The sequence below is a fragment of the Bombiscardovia apis genome, assembly GCF_033095945.1.
GTDB classification, from domain to species: Bacteria; Actinomycetota; Actinomycetes; order Actinomycetales; family Bifidobacteriaceae; genus Bombiscardovia; species Bombiscardovia apis.
Map to the genome: position 1 here is coordinate 1,662,796 of NZ_AP026800.1, position 16,351 is coordinate 1,679,146.

The 16,351-nt window shown below is 54.9% G+C and carries 11 protein-coding genes; all 11 read right to left on the reverse strand.

Features of this window, described 5'->3' with window-relative positions:
- Positions 1-9 precede the first annotated feature (9 nt).
- Positions 10-2,514, reverse strand: a complete 2,505-nt coding sequence (locus R8377_RS06820; protein ID WP_317642749.1) for a KUP/HAK/KT family potassium transporter — start codon at positions 2,512-2,514, stop codon at positions 10-12.
- A 167-nt stretch (positions 2,515-2,681) separates the two neighbouring features.
- Complete coding sequence (locus R8377_RS06825; protein WP_317642750.1) at positions 2,682-3,638, reverse strand: TatD family hydrolase; 957 nt, start codon at positions 3,636-3,638, stop codon at positions 2,682-2,684.
- Positions 3,639-3,721: 83 nt separating this feature from the next.
- A complete protein-coding gene (locus tag R8377_RS06830) occupies positions 3,722-4,102 on the reverse strand; it encodes a hypothetical protein (RefSeq protein WP_317642751.1) in 381 nt (126 codons plus the stop codon).
- Positions 4,062-4,448: a hypothetical protein gene (locus tag R8377_RS06835; RefSeq protein ID WP_317642752.1), complete on the reverse strand. Its 387-nt coding sequence runs from the start codon at positions 4,446-4,448 to the stop codon at positions 4,062-4,064. The genes R8377_RS06830 and R8377_RS06835 overlap by 41 nt, the downstream gene beginning before the upstream one ends.
- A gap of 279 nt (positions 4,449-4,727) precedes the next feature.
- A complete protein-coding gene (locus R8377_RS06840; protein ID WP_317642753.1) occupies positions 4,728-5,636 on the reverse strand; it encodes a carbohydrate ABC transporter permease in 909 nt (302 codons plus the stop codon).
- A complete protein-coding gene (locus R8377_RS06845; protein ID WP_317642754.1) occupies positions 5,633-6,583 on the reverse strand; it encodes a carbohydrate ABC transporter permease in 951 nt (316 codons plus the stop codon). The genes R8377_RS06840 and R8377_RS06845 overlap by 4 nt, the downstream gene beginning before the upstream one ends.
- Positions 6,584-6,720: 137 nt before the next feature.
- Positions 6,721-8,040 carry an extracellular solute-binding protein gene (locus R8377_RS06850; RefSeq protein WP_317642755.1) on the reverse strand — a complete coding sequence of 440 codons (1,320 nt, stop codon included), beginning with the start codon at positions 8,038-8,040 and terminating at the stop codon, positions 6,721-6,723.
- 239 nt (positions 8,041-8,279) lie between these two features.
- Complete coding sequence (locus R8377_RS06855; RefSeq protein ID WP_317642756.1) at positions 8,280-9,275, reverse strand: glycoside hydrolase family 43 protein; 996 nt, start codon at positions 9,273-9,275, stop codon at positions 8,280-8,282.
- A gap of 170 nt (positions 9,276-9,445) precedes the next feature.
- Positions 9,446-12,838 carry a family 43 glycosylhydrolase gene (locus R8377_RS06860; RefSeq protein WP_317642757.1) on the reverse strand — a complete coding sequence of 1,131 codons (3,393 nt, stop codon included), beginning with the start codon at positions 12,836-12,838 and terminating at the stop codon, positions 9,446-9,448.
- A gap of 179 nt (positions 12,839-13,017) precedes the next feature.
- On the reverse strand, positions 13,018-14,097 hold the full coding sequence (locus R8377_RS06865) for a LacI family DNA-binding transcriptional regulator (protein WP_317642758.1): 1,080 nt from the start codon (positions 14,095-14,097) through the stop codon (positions 13,018-13,020).
- Positions 14,097-16,283 carry a family 43 glycosylhydrolase gene (locus tag R8377_RS06870; RefSeq protein WP_317642759.1) on the reverse strand — a complete coding sequence of 729 codons (2,187 nt, stop codon included), beginning with the start codon at positions 16,281-16,283 and terminating at the stop codon, positions 14,097-14,099. Before R8377_RS06870 ends, R8377_RS06865 begins: the two co-directional genes overlap by 1 nt.
- Positions 16,284-16,351 lie beyond the last annotated feature (68 nt).

Below are 16,351 nucleotides of genomic sequence, written 5' to 3' on the forward strand. Positions count from 1 at the left end.
TGGCGAAGTTTAGCCCTTCGCGGGCTTGGAACCGCCTGTTTCACTCTTACGAACTGCGGCTTTCACCGCAACACTGGCTTTACTGGTATCTTGCTGAACTTTCTGCTCGGCTTGTGCAAGCTTGTGTTCAGTCTGCTCAACCTTCCGCCCGACTTGCTGCTCCACTTGTTTCACGCCAGACTTCTTAGCTTTAGCTCCCTTACCCTTACGAGGCTTAGGCAAAGCCACTCGCTTAAGGCGCGGCACCGAGCGGGTGGTGACGAAGAGGGGCTGTACCTCAACTAGGGGATTGTAAGGGGCCAAGCCGAACCATTTAACGGGATTTCCTGCCATGTGTCGAATCGCATACTTGACTTTCAGCGAAATAGCGCCACGCGTCGTTATCTTCGACTCAGGCATGAGTGCCTTGTGAATGAGCACGTAAGTAATGGTGCCAATCTGCGGATCTTCGTCTACCTTCGGGTAGGTGGAGGTCTGCTTTGGCAATTCACCGCCATCAATGAGCTCATGCATAATCTGATGCAAGTAGGTGGCCACGTTCTGATCCACCTTAAAGCCGAGGCGAATACGCACGCGGAAGAGGTAGCTGGTACCGAAGTTTTCAACCGAATAGTCGCGGGTGAAGGGGGCATCCGTGGTTTGCACAGACACAGCCCACCAAGCGCGCGCCCGCTTGGGATGGTCGGCAAAAATCGAGAAGAATATGTCGGTATCAAGCCGGCGCATCTCGGTGTCGGAGGTCAAATACACAAGGTTGTCCGCAAAGTAGGGGATGCGGAAGTCATTGTGTAGCATCTCCAAGGCAGGCAAGCACTCCTTGGGAGTCATGTGCCGCCGTTGAGAGCGCTCGACTTTTGTGCCTTCCTTCCATGTGTACATGATGAAGAGGATGGCTGCCGTAAGGAGCATGGTAAACCAGCCGCCGTGCAAGAATTTGGCCATCGACGCTAGGAAGAAGAGGGTTTGAATAGCTAGGAAGACGATGGCGAACACCACTGCGGATATGCGCTTATGAGCATGCCAGATGTAGACCATCAGCAGGATGGTCGTAGTAATCATCGTAATCGTCAACGCTAAGCCGTAAGCCGCAGAAATATGCTCGGAATCCTTGAAAATAAGTAAGACTGCAAGAGTGGCTGCGCACAAGACCCAGTTAATGGTGGGGATGTAGAGCTGGCCGCGTGTACGGGCAGGATAGCGCACTTGCAAGTGGGGCATCCAGTTGAGGCCGGTTGCCTCGGAAACCATCGTGAAAGCGCCGGTAATGAGAGCCTGCGAGGCGATGACACCTGCCGTTACCGAAAGGATAACAGCTGGGTAGCGCACCGTTGTAGGCATCATTTGGAAGAAGGGGTTCATATCCGTGGCCCCACGCAAAGCCGGATTGTTGGTATTGCGCAGGATCCAAGCACCTTGGCCGAAGTAGTTAAAGACCAGAGCGATGTTGATGAGAGGCCAAGTGGCGTAAATATTGCCGCGGCCCACGTGACCCATGTCGGAGTAGAGAGCCTCGGCACCAGTGGTGGAGAGGAAGACCGTGCCCATAATGGCTAGGCCAACTGGGTTGTGGGGGCTGAAGAGGAATTCGATGCCGTAAATCGGGTTGAGAGCGGCAAAAATAGACCAGTCGCCCTGAATGCTATAGAGACCGATGATGGCAAGGAAGGCGAACCAGACCATAACGACGGTGCCAAATACGCGGCCGATGCGCTCTGTTCCGCGCGATTGAACAGCGAAGAGCACCACGATTATGACCAAGGTAATCATCATCGTCAGGTTGGGGGTCTCCTTGAAGACCGGCGCGAGCACTGGAATAGTGCGCAAACCCTCAACTGCAGAAGAGATGGAAACGGCAGGAGTGAGCACGGAATCAGCAAGGAAGGCCGCACCACCCAGCATGGCCGGAATCGCCAGCCAGCGCCCGTATTTGCGCACCAAGGTGTAGAGGGCAAAAATGCCGCCCTCGCCCTTGTTGTCGATGCGCATAGCCACGAGCACGTATTTCACTGTTGTAATCAGCGTAATAGACCAGAAAACGAGCGAAAGCATGCCCAAGACTGCGGTACGGTCCACATTTTGAATGCCACCCTGACCGGCTACAAAGGTCTGCAAGGTGTAAAGCGGAGACGTACCGATATCGCCGTACACCACACCCAGAGCCACGATGGCCATGCCCAGAGACACCTTGTCGGGCGACGCCTGCACCTTGCGCCACCACCGACCTAAGGGTCCGCGGGCCGGTCGCTGCTTGCGGCTAGCTTGGCGCTGTGCCTCGCGACGGGCGCGCTTAAGCTCAAGCTCTTCCTCGTGAGTGCGAGACTTCGAAGAGAGCTTAGGAACTTTGGTAATTGACTCTGTAGGCAGGATGGATTCGGGTTTAGGCTCTTTTGCTTCCTTCGGCCCTTCGGAACTCTTCACCTCTTGCGCTTGACTCGTTACCCTAGATAAGCGGGGAGTATCATCCGTTCCGTCAGCACCCTCTTCTTGGGGTGTTTCCTGCTGCTTGTTCGACATACAGCCCTCCATCGGCCGACATACAAGTCTGCTCGTTACTCTTCTTAACTCTTCTCAAACACTACCGCGCGTGCTCCCCCTAATACTCGGGTAGCACACGCGCGACGACTACCGTAGCACTTTTTCACCAAATATATGCAATCGAAGGCCACTAGTTGGCGCGCAATTTATATGCCATACACCTCGCGAGTGTTCTGGCGAGTGGCTTTTGCGAGCGCGTCCAGGGGCATATCGAGCGCGTCGGCCATAGCCCGCAGCGTATAAGGAATCATGTACGGAGCGTTGGTGCGCCCACGGTAGGGCATGGGGGTTAAATAAGGGGCATCCGTCTCGACTAAAATGTGGCCTAAATCAACGGTTTGCAAGGCCTGGCGAATGCCGTCGTTGCCCTTGAAGGAGACGGTTCCAGAGATGGAAAGATACCAGCCCTGCTCGGCAGCTACTTGGGCCATGGCAGCGTCGCCTGAATAGGAGTGGAAGACCGTGCGTTCAGGAGCCCCGTCAGCCAAGAGCGTATCTATGACTTGCTGGTGGGCATCGCGGTCGTGAATTTGCATGGGCAGGCCCAGCTCTTTGGCTAGGGCGATATGGTCGCGGAAGGCTTGGCGCTGAATCTGCTCGGCCGCAGCCCCCGTGCGGAAGAGGTCCATGCCCGTCTCCCCAATGGCCACAACCTCTTTCGGGTGCGAACGGGCCAAAACCGCCAGCTGCGCCAGCGCGTCGTCAAAGGAGGTGTTATGCCAAGGCTGATACCGGACTGGCAGCCCATCGGGCCCAGGAGCGCCCCTGTGGCCATGGAGCACCGCTTCGTTAGGGTGAATAGCCAAAGCCGCCCAAACCGCGCCCGGATGGCCCGCAGCGAGCCCTACGGCCTTCTCTAAGCTGGGCAGCTCGCAGCCCACATCTACGAACCCCTCAATTCCCACAGCTTGGGCCTGAGCAATCATCTCGTCGACCGAATAGACCGGCACCGGCTCCTGCCCCCGCTCGCGCGCCTGCTTATCCATCTCTTGCGCAAAGGGCACTACGGAAGCCAGATGCGTATGGTTATCTACCACGCCCACGCCCTGAGGCAACCCCTCCGGCGCCGGCGCCCAATCCCGACTACGATGATGTTTACTCATAACTCTTACTCTAGGCTCCGGTGCGGTCTGCATGCCCCAGAGCGAACGTCGTGACTCCTCTGTTTTATACTGCCCTGCCCCACTCAGCGAAACTGAAGGAAATCAACAAACTTTTGAGGGTAGTCTTTGCCTGATTTTATGTTACTGAAAGCCACAATAGTGTCGGCGGGAAGGCCGGGTTGGCTGGTCCAACGCGACGACTTGGATAGGCCCATTCCCCGGGCAGCGGATGTGTCTTGCGTGGGATTGCCCTCAGCATCGACGAGCGCATTCGCAGCCTTGAGCTGGGCAAGTTGCTGGACAGTGAGCGCGTCTTTGGACTGCGACACATAGCCGCGAGCACAAAGCTTAGGGAAAACCTGGCGAGGAGCAGCCAGCATAGTTATTTGCCCGGCGCTCACCATGGCCAAGGCCTTAGCCGAATCATCGACCGGATCCTTGCCACCTATATGTAAAGGAGGCATCTATCTCAATCAGGCGCTCGTCGTCGATTCCTTCTTGCTGCACGAAGCCCGCCTTGAGCCCCTTAAGTTCGCCCGCATATTCGCGCATATTAAAAGCTTGCACCGCCAACACAGGAGTCGGAGGCTGATTAAGCCGCGTCACCACTAAACTGACTAGGGCAGCCACTACCAGCAGGACCGCCATAACCCCTATGGCAAAGTGCTGGCGAAAATACGGCCACCGTTCCCCCGCTGGCAGCTCGCGAAAGGTGCGCCACTTGGATTGCTGGGCGTACTCGTTGCGCTGGGCAAGCGAGGATAGAGCTTCCTCTTGGCTACCGCTCAATCCGTATTGCTCCTTAGCCATACCTCACCCTTCCGCTCAGCACGTCCCAAAGCAAGTACCAGTGCCCGTGAGTTCACAGCGCCGCTCGCCACACAAGCCAAGCAACGCTTTAAGCCTACTGCACCAAGATTAAAACGGCAGCTCAATACTGGACTTTATCCACAAATAGCAAGTGAGCGGCCCCTCCGCTTGAGTACAGAGGAACCGCTCACCCAACAACTGCCCCAACTGAGCACTACGTCAGTTCGACATTGCAATGTGCGGGGCTTGAAGAAGGACAGTTCGCAAGCCCCGAGTCTTTTACTTAATGCCCGTCATGGCAATACCCTGCACGAAGCTCTTCTGAATGAAGAAGAAGATAATCAGCAGCGGCAAGGCCGAAAGTAGGGCACCCGCCATCACCACACCGTAAGGTGTGACCGAAGAGCCATGACCCGTCAGCATAGCCAAACCGGCGGTAATAGTGCGCGTCTCCGGTTTTGAGGTCATAATCAACGGCCAGAGCAGGTCGTTCCAGTTGCCCATGAAGTTAAACATGGCCACTACCAGAACGGCCGACTTGGCGTTGGGCAAGACGATCTGTAAGAAGATACGGAACTCACCTGCACCGTCGATTCGGGCCGCATTATCCAAATCCCTAGGCAGCGAGATAAAGAACTGCCGCAGAAGGAAGATACCGCCCACGTCTGCTAAGCGCGGAACGATGATACCCCAGTAGGAGTTGACCAGATTCATCGAAGCCAGGAGCTTGTAAACCGGAATCAAGAGCGCCATCGAAGGAATCATCATCGTAGCAATCAAAATACCCAGCAGGAAGCCGCGGCCCTTGAAGTCAACTCGCGAGAGGCCATAGGCGGCCAGCGCGTCGAAGAAGACCGAGAAAATCGTGACTGCTCCGGCGAAGATGACCGTATTGAGCATCTGCCTACCAATCGGCATCCTCTGGAACAGCGAGGTGTAGTTGTCGAAGGTAAACGATGATGGAATAACCTTGGGCGGCCAGGTCTGTGTCAGCTTATTTGGCGTAAACGATGTAATAAGCATGATGAGCAGCGGGAAGATGATGATAATTGTCATCGCAATAAGCAAGACATAGGTCAAAATCTTCGCGATGGTCGTGCGAATATGAGCCCGCCTCTTTCGCTTATCGCCCTCGATTTTTTCTTTGTCCACTTGGGAAATCGTGGCACTAGATGCTGCGTGGCTCATCCGATCTCCTCCTTCTCATGCTTACTATTACTTACCAGCTGCACGATGCCCAAGATGAGCGTCATAATCAGCAGAATGTACGACAGCGCCGAAGCGTAGCCCAGCTTGCCGTTGCCGAATGCCTCCGTGTAAATGCGGTACACAATCGTCTCAGTCGAACGGTCCGGGCCGCCAGAAGTCAAGATGAAGACCTGATCGAAGACCTGGAAGGAACCAATCAAACCGAAGATGACCACATAGTTGAAGGTGGGGCGAAGGCCGGGCAGTGTGATGTGCAAGAAGCGCTGCCAAGCGTTGGCACCATCGAGCGAGGCGGCCTCATACAGCTCAGCGGAGATGCCCTGCAAACCTGCCAGGAAGATGACCATAAAGTAGCCGAAGTTCTTCCAGACCGTAATCAAAATAATGGTGGCCAAAGCTGTTGATTTAGTACCCAACAAGTCTAGGTGCTCAATGCCGAAATACTGGTTGGCCCAGTATGGAATGAGGCCCAGCGAAGGCGAGAGCAGGAAGCTCCAAGCAATCGAAGCCACGGTCAAAGAGATAATGAAGGGCATAAACAGGCAGGTGCGGAAGAATCCAACGCCCTTAATGTCTTTGCGGTTGAGCAGAAGCGCGAACGCTAATGCAACGATTACCACGAGTGGCGCGTACACCACGGCGTAAATAACCGTGTTTCGGAAGTCAATCCAAAAATCAGCGTTTGTAAAGAGTTTGGTGTAGTTTTCAAAGCCTACGAAGCGCCCGCTACGGTTGATGCGGTCGGTGGTAAGCGAAGTAATGAAGGTCTTAACTGTGGGGTAAAAGACGAAGATTGTAAGCACAATCAAGGCCGGCGCCACAAAAGCTAGACCAATGCGCACGTTGCGCTTGGACAGGGTCTTTTTGTTTTCCTTAATCTCCTGCCCGGCACCCTGCGCGGATGGAATGTGAAGTGATGTGGACATGTAAATCTCCAATGTCGGCCGAGAGCAAACCCAGCCTTTGAATCGCCTAAGCCTCGAATGTTCCGTTCCGGCCTACCCCGACGCAGGTCGGAACGGAAGTATGGAGACTATTATTCCTGGCGAATACCAGCTATGGATTAATCCTCAGCCTTGTACTCGTCCAAGTAGCCCTGAATCTTCTTGGCAGACTTGGTCAGGTCGGCTTGAATGTCGTCGCCGGTGCGAGCCGTGTTCTGAGTCAGGGAGTCAACAGTGGCGGAGATATCTCCGAAGCCACCCTTGAGGCCGGCAATACCGATGTAAGACTTATCGGTGTTCTCGGCGACCTTGGCGATGAGCGGACGCTTGGAAAGCTCGTCGCTAGTAACCGTCGTGTTGTTCGGCGGGTAAGCGGAGCCCAAAGACCATGTAACCTGGTTGTCGTGGTTGTTGTAGTACTTGAAGAAGTCGTAGATACCCTTCTTCTTGGCATCATCCTTGACCTGAGAAGTGACCCACCAATACAGACCAGTGGAACCAGTGTTGGAACCCTTCTTGCCGTCAGGATAAATGTAGGAGCCCTCGCCACCGGGAACTGGGAAGAGGTCGTGGTTGATGCCCTTATCGGTAGCAGCCTGATCCTCCCAAGGTCCAACAATTACCATGGCTGACTGGCCGGACTCGAAGGATTCGCGAGCAGCAGTGTCGTCCATGCCAGCCTTGGAATAACCGGCCTTGTAGAAGTCGCGCATCTTCTCAAGGAAGGCCTTGTTCTCAGGCGTATCCAAGGAAATCTTGCCCTTGCTGTCGTAGATGCCAGTGCCGTTGCCCTTGAGGAAGGGTGCCCAGCCAGCGTCAGAAAGCGCCATACCGTACTGCTTCTTGGCAGGATCGGTCAGCTTCTGAGCGGTCTCAAGGAGCTGATCCCAAGTCTTGGGGTAGTCAGCATCGGTGAGGCCAGCAGCCTTCCACATGTCGGTGTTGTACCACACGGTGGTGGGAGCGTAGCCCATAGGAACTGCGCACTGCTGCTTCTTACCGTCAACCGTGAACTCAGTCTGAGCGGTCACGTTAGGCAAGTAATCCTTGGTGCCATTGGAGGCATCGTCGTAGAAGTCCTGCACGCACTGGAAGGTGCCGTCAATGGACCAGCCTTGGCCGTTGTCGGCGCCAGTGGTCACAAAGTCGGGGCCGTCGCCGGAGGTAACCTTGGTGACCATAGTCTCGCCAATGGTTGACCAAGGCTGAAGCTGAGCATCAATGTGATACTGCTTCTGCGAAGCGTTAAAGTTGTCTACAATCTTCTTGAGGGTCTTGCCGTCTGCCTCAGAGAAGCCGTGCCACATCGTAATGTTGGTCACGCCGTCTTTAGAGCCAGAATCGCTACCATTCGAGCTACCGCAGCCCGAAAGCCCCACAGTGCCCAGCGTGGCCAGAGCCACAGCTGCAACAGCTGCTTTCTTGAATACCTTCATCATGTTCCTTTCCTCATTGAGAAAGATTCTCGACAGTTCAGCGTCTTGGTTCGGCTGCAATCTTCGCAGTTCAGCCACTCCGCTAAGTCGGCAACATCTGGTTATGCTTCCTCACACGTCCACGCCGCCAACTGTTTCCAGCCGCGAAACATGTTTGCAACGTTGCAAATCAAATATTACCAAGTTCTTCATCGTTGTACAAATTACCTTTTGGGTCGCCGGAAAAATTACGCGCAATGCCGCTACTGGTGGGAGCCGTCGGGCGGTAGGACCTCGCGTGTCGTCGGAGTCCACTGATTATCGGGCTCGGGCACACCAAAGTCCGGCCCCTGCCCGCTCCAGCTCACCACACCCACTCGGGCATGGCGGTTGGGATCAAAGAGCGGATCGCCCTCAATCTCGGTGTAGTTACGGGCATGGTAAATCATCAAGTCCTGGGAATCATCTTCCGAAACCGTAAAGGAATTATGCCCAGGTCCGTACTGGTGGTTGGCCTCGCAAGTCTTAAAGACAGGCTGAGCGCTCTTGGCCCAAGACTTCGGGTCGAGCAAGTCAGCATCTTCCCGAGCCGTAAGCATTCCCACAGCGTAGGGTACGCCGGTGCCCGAGGCCGAATAGGTGAGATATATCATGCCATCGTGGCGCAAAACTGCCGGGCCTTCGTTGACCTTAAAATCAATGCATTCCCAGTCATATTCGGGCTTGGAAAGCATGACCGGCTCGCTGTCGAGCGTCCAAGGATTCTTCATCCGCGCTATATACAGGTTGGAATTACCCTCGATTGCCGGGTCTTTTTGGGCCCAAATCAGGTATTGCACCCCGCCAATTACCGCGGTTGTGGCATCGAGAGAGAAGGAGTCGATAGGCGTCTCAATCTGCCCTTTCTCCACCCAGTTGCTACTCATAGGGTCTTCGTCGGTGTTTTCCAAGACATACATGCGATGCGTAGGCAAATCTTGGGAACCAAAGTCCTCTTGGGCCGCCGCAAAGTAGATATACCAAGCATTGCCCACCCGGTGAATTTCCGGTGCCCAAATATACCGGCTCATAGGGCCGGACTCGTGCTTGCGCCAGAGAGTCTTCTCTTCAGCCTGCTGCAAATCGTTGATACGCTCCGCTTTGCGCAAGATAATACGGTCGTACTCAGGGTGCGATCCAGTGAAATAGTAGGTGTCCTTATACTTCACTACCCACGGATCTGCCCGCTGTAGCACAATCGGATTGTGATATTGCGTCATATTCCATTCCCATCAAGTCATCATTGAACTACTCACAACTTACAACGTTATAAATATACACCATCACCAGCAATCCACCCGCTTCCCCCAACAGAAAAACAAGGGTGCCGCCCAAAAGCGGCGACACCCTTTATAACGTTATACACCGTAAGCGTATAAAACTTACTGCTCTAGCTGCGAGTTGAAAGTGTACGAACGCACAAAGCAAGGCAGACTACAGCCAAGGCCAGCGAAGTTGCTCCCGCAACAACTACTGGCCCAATGAAGGCTCCAGTCTTAGCCAATTCAGGGTCAGCTATTGCGCCAACCTGAGTTTTTGACAAGTTCTGCGGGTCCACGCGAGAAGCCTTGCTCTTGCCCCCCTTCTCAATCTCCGCTTGAGCAGCACTAGCAAGAGCCGGATCAGCCTCGCTATGTTGTGATGGGCCTGCAACTACCTGTGCCGGATGAGACTCTTCTACAATTACACTCGGCGCAGGCGCAGCAGTAGGGGCACCAGGATCATGCGGCAACATACCACCACCATTGTTGTGCTCAACGGGATCTTGGGCTGGGTCAACAGCATCCCCTGGCTGCGCAGGTTTAGGATTGTCACCATCTTCAGTAGGGCAAACAACGAAAGGACTCGACGAATCACCGAGGACCCTCGAGCCCCAAACTGCTACCGCTCCCCCAGCAGCTGGCACATCAGCACCAGCGTTGGTAAAGACATCGCCGCCCACACCGCTAAAAACAAGCCGCTTCTGCCCGTATTCGTCTACCTGAGTGGCCAGCGCAAGCACGTAATGCCCGTGAATCTTACTAGCCGCAGCAGCATGGTTAGCTTGAATCTCTAGGCTAGAACCGTTGAGTTTCCATGTGCCCCTAGCAATTCCGCCCAAACTACCGTCAGCTTTGAGCTCCAATTTCCGCGCCTGATAGACCCCGGCAGCCGTAGCCGCGCCTCCTGTGTAGAAGCTCGTGGGATCATGCACGGCAATCTCATATTCTCCAGGCAAGAGGTCAGCACTCGGCGCAGCCCCCAGCTCTTGCGAATACTCGTAGGGCGAAGAAACCAACCACCCGTCGGCCGTCGTCATCATCTGGTTGACCCGCACCTGATGCTCTTCCAAATTGCCGGAAGTGCGCACAAAGCGAGAGTGGTACACGTTGTAAACCGCACCGTCATCATCGGTCAGTACAGCATTACCGCCCTGAGCCGTCATGGCTTCATGCTGTCCCGGCTGGTTTACTGAACTCATAATCCGCAAGCCCCTATTCACGATTTTGTCATCGGTGAGCTTGCGGGTATATACAGCCGAATTACCATTTTGGTCGAGATAAGGACCCGTTATTGAGCGGGAGCGGAATTCGCGCATCTGATAGCCACCCGTTTGCGTGAGTCCGCCGTAGGAGAGCATCAGATACCACCACTCTCCCTGCTTCACCAAAGCCGAGCCTTCGCCAGAATTGCCGAAGCCGCCAGCCAATTTGTGACCATAGTATGCATCCGACACATTAGCTTGGGTTGGGTAGTTCGTAGAATAGTCACGCAAACCCGTCGCTGGGTCGAGCTTAATCATCCAGATTCCGCCAAACCAAGAGCCGAAGCTCATCCACATATCGCCGTTGTCGTCATACTTTACACAGGCATCTATCATGTTTAGACCCGTATCTTCCAAGCTGGAGTAGCGAGTTAAGTCTGCGTTGGCACCCAAGACGCGCGGCACATCAGTTTGATTCACGTTGGAAGCTTGGAAACCTGAATAAATAACTGGCCCAACGTACGTCCAATCGCCCTCAATGTCGTCGGCAGTCAAGAGCACCATTACAGACTTTTGGTAGGGGAAGCCACCGCCATTGATGCTCATATACATGCACCACTTGCCCATGCTCTTGTTCCAAATCACCTCAGGAGCCCACATATTACCAGCCACATCTGGGTTGGAGGCTTGCTTAGGCCAAGCATTCCAGATAGCAGCGAAGACGTTCTCATAGTCAGTGCTGAGGTTGTTAGTAAAGGGCTCCCAGTGCTTCAAATCTGTGCTGCGTGCCCAAGCCCGGTGAGAGCCAAACACATAGTACTTGCCGTTGGCTTTCACAATTGATGGGTCGTGCGAAGATACGCGGGTGTGACTCGTGTCAGCTCCGGCGGAGAGCGGCTGCACACTAACATTCACTTGCTTAGTCACTGGCCTGGGCAGGTTGGCAGCGCTCACGGTTGCCGTAAGGGCCACACTGATCGCATCGCCACAGTCAGGGCGCTGTACTTTAACTGCCACATTCTGGGAACCAGCAATAGGCCCCTCCACGCTTAGCGCCTTAGAATTGGCTGATTTCCAAGCAATAGTGCCTTCAATTTGGTAGGCAGGCAAGCTCAGAGTAGTCGGCAGCAGGAAGTCGCCGCGCACATCGTTTGCACCATCTATTTGCACAGCATCGGCAACTTTTGCTGCCAGCCCATCGGCATCTACTCGCTGAGGAATCACAATCTCGAAGGTTCGTGTCACAGCTTGAACCGGCTGAGCCATGCCCGCTAGAGGCTGGGCGCTTACAGTCAGCTCTACACGCTGATCCTGGCTTGATTGGTGCACCCGAGCCTGATGCTGGGCAGAGTCAATAGATACTGCAGCCGGGTTTGATGAAGTCCACTGCAACTGAGAAGCAGCTGTAGAAGCAGGCAGGGCGAAATCAGTCTGCGCAGAAGCAGGCAAGCTTAGCTCCTGCAACTGGCTCGCCAACAGTCGACTCACCCCTTCTGCGGGCAGGCTTTCAGCAACCTGCTCGGGAGTGAGAGCCTGGTCAAATACAGCAAACGATTTGACACTTCCATGAAAGAACCCATCGCCAACTCCGGGATAGCGCGACTGCCCGATGACGTTATGGGTATGGTTGCCAAACTGGGCAGGATTCACCGAAGCTCGCGCGGAACCAACCTTACTGCCGTCCAAGTAGAGCGTTACCTCGTTGGTACTGCCGTCAATGGTAGCAGTAAGCGTTTGGTATTCATCGATAGAAAGATTTTGGGAAGCCGAGAAGAAGGTTTCTCCAGCGCCGTTGCCGTGAGAAGTAATCGACGTATAGAGCGAAGTGTGCGTAGAAGTGGCCCAAGAGCCTTGATTTGCCTGCCCAGTGCCGCCAAGAGACCACAAGTAGGTCCAAGGACCAGAGGCGTTAAAGGTATCGTTTTTCACGACAGTCGAGATAGTCACGCTTGAGCGCTGAGCCAAGAGCCCGTCCGGCAACTTTACGTAATAGTCGCCCTGCATAGCCAAAGCCCCATTTTCCAATACTGCCGAAGCCGCCCCATCTTGCGCATTGAGCAAGCGGGCCGAGCCTATTGCCGCCTCAGAACCGGAATTCGCTAAAGTCTGGTCTCCAGCCCGTAAACTCGCAAAATTATAGTCAACTATAGGGGCTGGCAGTGGTTGCCCGGAGCGCGGCGAGGTCTGCGATGCCAAAGCCGACGGGGCCAACATGGCAAAAGCCAGAGCCAGAGCCAAGCAGCTTGCCCAAGCCAGCATCCATGCCGCTTTGAGCTTGCCCGGGCTTATTCCCTTGCGATAGTTACTTATATGCCTCATTACACATCTCCTCCTTGAACATGTGCCGCATACACGGAGACATCTGTGCACCCCCCGTATATGCGGCTGCTCATCACTGAGCACAACTCATGTTACAACGTTATAAAGATGTGATACAAGAAAGGCGCAAATAGAGGCGATTGCCGCTGCCCTCTGCACCTAAGCTGCAGAAAACTCACCTAGTTCCGTTGAGAGGCTGGGAGCTCGCGTGTGGAGTTGCGGATCACTAGCGTTGAAGTTACCTTGCGGAAGACGTGCTCGTCTGGGGCGATGCCGAGGGGCTGAACGCCATCGATGCGGTCTTTTAAGACGCGCACTGAAAGCCGGGCCACAGCCTCCAAGCCCGGCGAAATTGAAGTGAGCGCGGGAGAAAGATACTGCGAATCCTCGGAATTATCGAAGCCAATGACCGAGATGTCGTCGGGCACCTTCAGGCCGCGCATCTGAATCGCATGAAGGGCGCCGGAGGCCAACATGTCATTGAAAGCCACCACTCCATCGGGCACTAGCCCCGAGTCCAGGAGTTCATTCATGGCATTTTCGCCGTCGAGCCGATGCCACATACGGGCCGGCACTGCTAGACGCGGATCAAACTCAATCCCCGCCTCGTCAAGCGCCTCCTTGTAGCCATTGAAGCGCAGGGCAGCAGAGCCCAATTCTTCGCCCGGATGAGTACCTATTACTGCAATCTTGCGGCAGCCGGAGTTAATCAAATACGTAGTGGCATGCTTAGCACCTTCAACATTTTCCGTTGCCACATGGTCGGTATCAGGCGTAAAAATACGCTCACCCAAGAGCACTAGCGGGTAGGGAACATCGAGCTCGCGCACATCGTCCATCCCCAGCTCAAGCGGACTGTAAATCAAGCCATCAATCATGGAATGCTGGGCGCCGTGAAGGGCCTCCAGTTCGCCCTCGCGTGAGTAGAGCGTTGGCTCAACCAGCACGCGCAGTCCTAGCTTCTTGGCCTCTTCGATGACCAAAGACGATAGCTGAGCAAAGTAGGGCAGGGTCAAGTCGGGGATAGCGAGCGCAATCATGCCCGTGTGCCCTAAGCGCAAGTTGCGAGCGGGAACGTTGATAACGTAGCCCAACTCTTGTATAGCCTTGTTGACTTTCTTCCGCGTGGCTTCTGAAACGAACTCGTAGTTGTTTACAACGTTAGAAACGGTTTTAATCGAAACGGCTGCCCGCTTCGCCACGTCTTTCATCGTTGGCATAGAGCTCTGCTCACTACCCATCTCAGAAGCCTTAGGCATCAGACATTCACCTCCACGAGGATCTGCGCGTTCGCAGGATCAAGTTCTTCACTACATTGCATGTCGAGAACCGGCATCCCCTCTTGAGACCAGTGAATGCGCCTGACTTGCGCATCCCGACCACCGTACTCTCCCCCACTATATTCGGCATTGTGGAAAACATATAACTGGTTGCCATCTTCGTCTTGGCTCCACATGCCGTGGCCTGTACCCAACTGCCAGGAGCCATTGTAAATACTAGACTTTTGCGCCGGATAATCCAGTTTGGTCCACGATGTGGGATTACACAAATCTGCGCCCTGCCCTGCCGGAGCAGTCACCAGGCCAGTTGTGTAGTCAATTCCTACGAGCGAGCCGGAATAAATCAAATACAAGAGGCCATCGTGGGCAATGACGTTGGGCCCCTCGGCAATCATGTTATCCCAAGCAAACTCGGGCACGACAATCTGCCTGGGCTCGCTGGTCAAACGCTCGGGTTGAGCTGGGTCGAAGCGCGCAATCCACACCGATCCCACTTGCTGCCAAGCGTAATACCATGTGCCCGAATCCTCGAAGACAGTCATATCCAAACTGATGCGTTGCACCGGGTTGAGGGGCGAGCCGTCTGCCCTAGTAATCGGCCGTGGAGCATCCCAATTGGCAGGTTCGCGCGGGTCCAAGTCTTGCCCAAGCTCATCTTGTTTGAGCTGCATAATATGACAAGATCCCGTCCACATATCTGGCTTGCCAGCACGTTCGTTGGGCATGCCGTCTGGATTGGCAAGGTCGCCGTCAAAGCAGGGCATAAACAGGATTGAGAGTCGCCCGCCGATGATGTGGAGTTCGGGCGCCCAGAAGCAGCCCGTCATGGGCCGGCCTTCACTGTTGAGATCGCCGCGCTTGAGCAGGTCGATTTCGCGCTCACGGCCGCCAGCTTCGTCACAAAGTCCCGCAATGGTTTCGGCCACACGCAAGGGCATGTGGGTGTTCCCGCCGCGAGGATCTACGCAGTTACCGGCCTCATCTTCGGTTGCAATAAAGAGGAAGAGGCGATGACCCCGCCAAGTGTAGGGGAAAACTGAAGGGTCCGCGCGCTCCCTAGCAAAAGGCACCGGGTATGTCTGCTGGCGAATCTTAGCCCGAAGCAAGCGTCGAGAGCCCGACTCTAGTTTTCCGGCAACTAAGTCTGACTCTAGGGCCGCAACTTGCCCTCTATCTACATCGATGTATCGCCGTGCCGTAGACCCGTCACAATAGCTCAGCTGGGCGCGCACATGGGCTAGTTGTTCGCCAATTGATTTCCCTGCACCGGTCTGCAATTGCACCGGTTCCACACTTACTGTCGTATTGTAGATGCGCCCGAATCGTTCTTTGAGCACCGCAGCCTCGCGCTGGCTGATAGCCATTACATTGCTGGGCTCAACGTCTGCAATTGCAAACTGCGAGGGACTCAAATCTTGACTTGGGTCTAGCGCCGCCAGGGCCTCAGTCATACTGAGCATGACTAGCGGATGCTCACCAGCGGCAGCAATCTCGGGCATGGCAGCGCAAGCGAGGGCACCTTTATCGTTGTTAAAAAACACTAAGTAGCGACTGCTGGCACTATCCCACAAGACGCGCGGTTTATATACGCCTTGGGCTCCATCGATGTAGACCTGCCCCAAGCGGTCAAAGGAACGCAAATCGTACGACACTGCCAGAAGGAAGGAATCCCGCTGGGAGCCATCGAGTACCCCTTCGCGGTCTGTGCGGGTGGCAGCAATACCGAAACGACCATCTGCCAAGCGAAAAAGCCAAGGATCGATGAGGCTTTTCAACGTTATATCTATGCCTGGCATGACCGCATCCCACCCAACCGCAGGTGAAACCGAAGCCGACTCAGAAGCAGCTTGGTCGTGACCGGCAAGACCCGGATTCGTAGCAGCTCGAGTTTTGGGCTCAGGCGGGAAGCGGCGGGCGGCAGAGCAGGCAGCCCGGGCCGAATTCGTGACTCCATCAACGGGCACACCGGCCGCGAAGAAGATGCCGTAATTATCGTTAAGCGGGTGCCAAGCGCCATCGAGAGGCGAACGCAAAGCTAAATGCATACTCAATGCCACGTCCGCATTGTTGGCTTCTTCTCGCGAGGTGGGCCGCCTAGTGTAGCACAGCAATGACCAATTTCGAGCTTCTGAGCCCTGCCATCGTGCTTCCTGAGTTGCTTCCATATCGCATTCCTCCCCGTCTACTCTGACACTCGCGGGCTCATCATACTCGCCCAAACGTTTCTAACGTT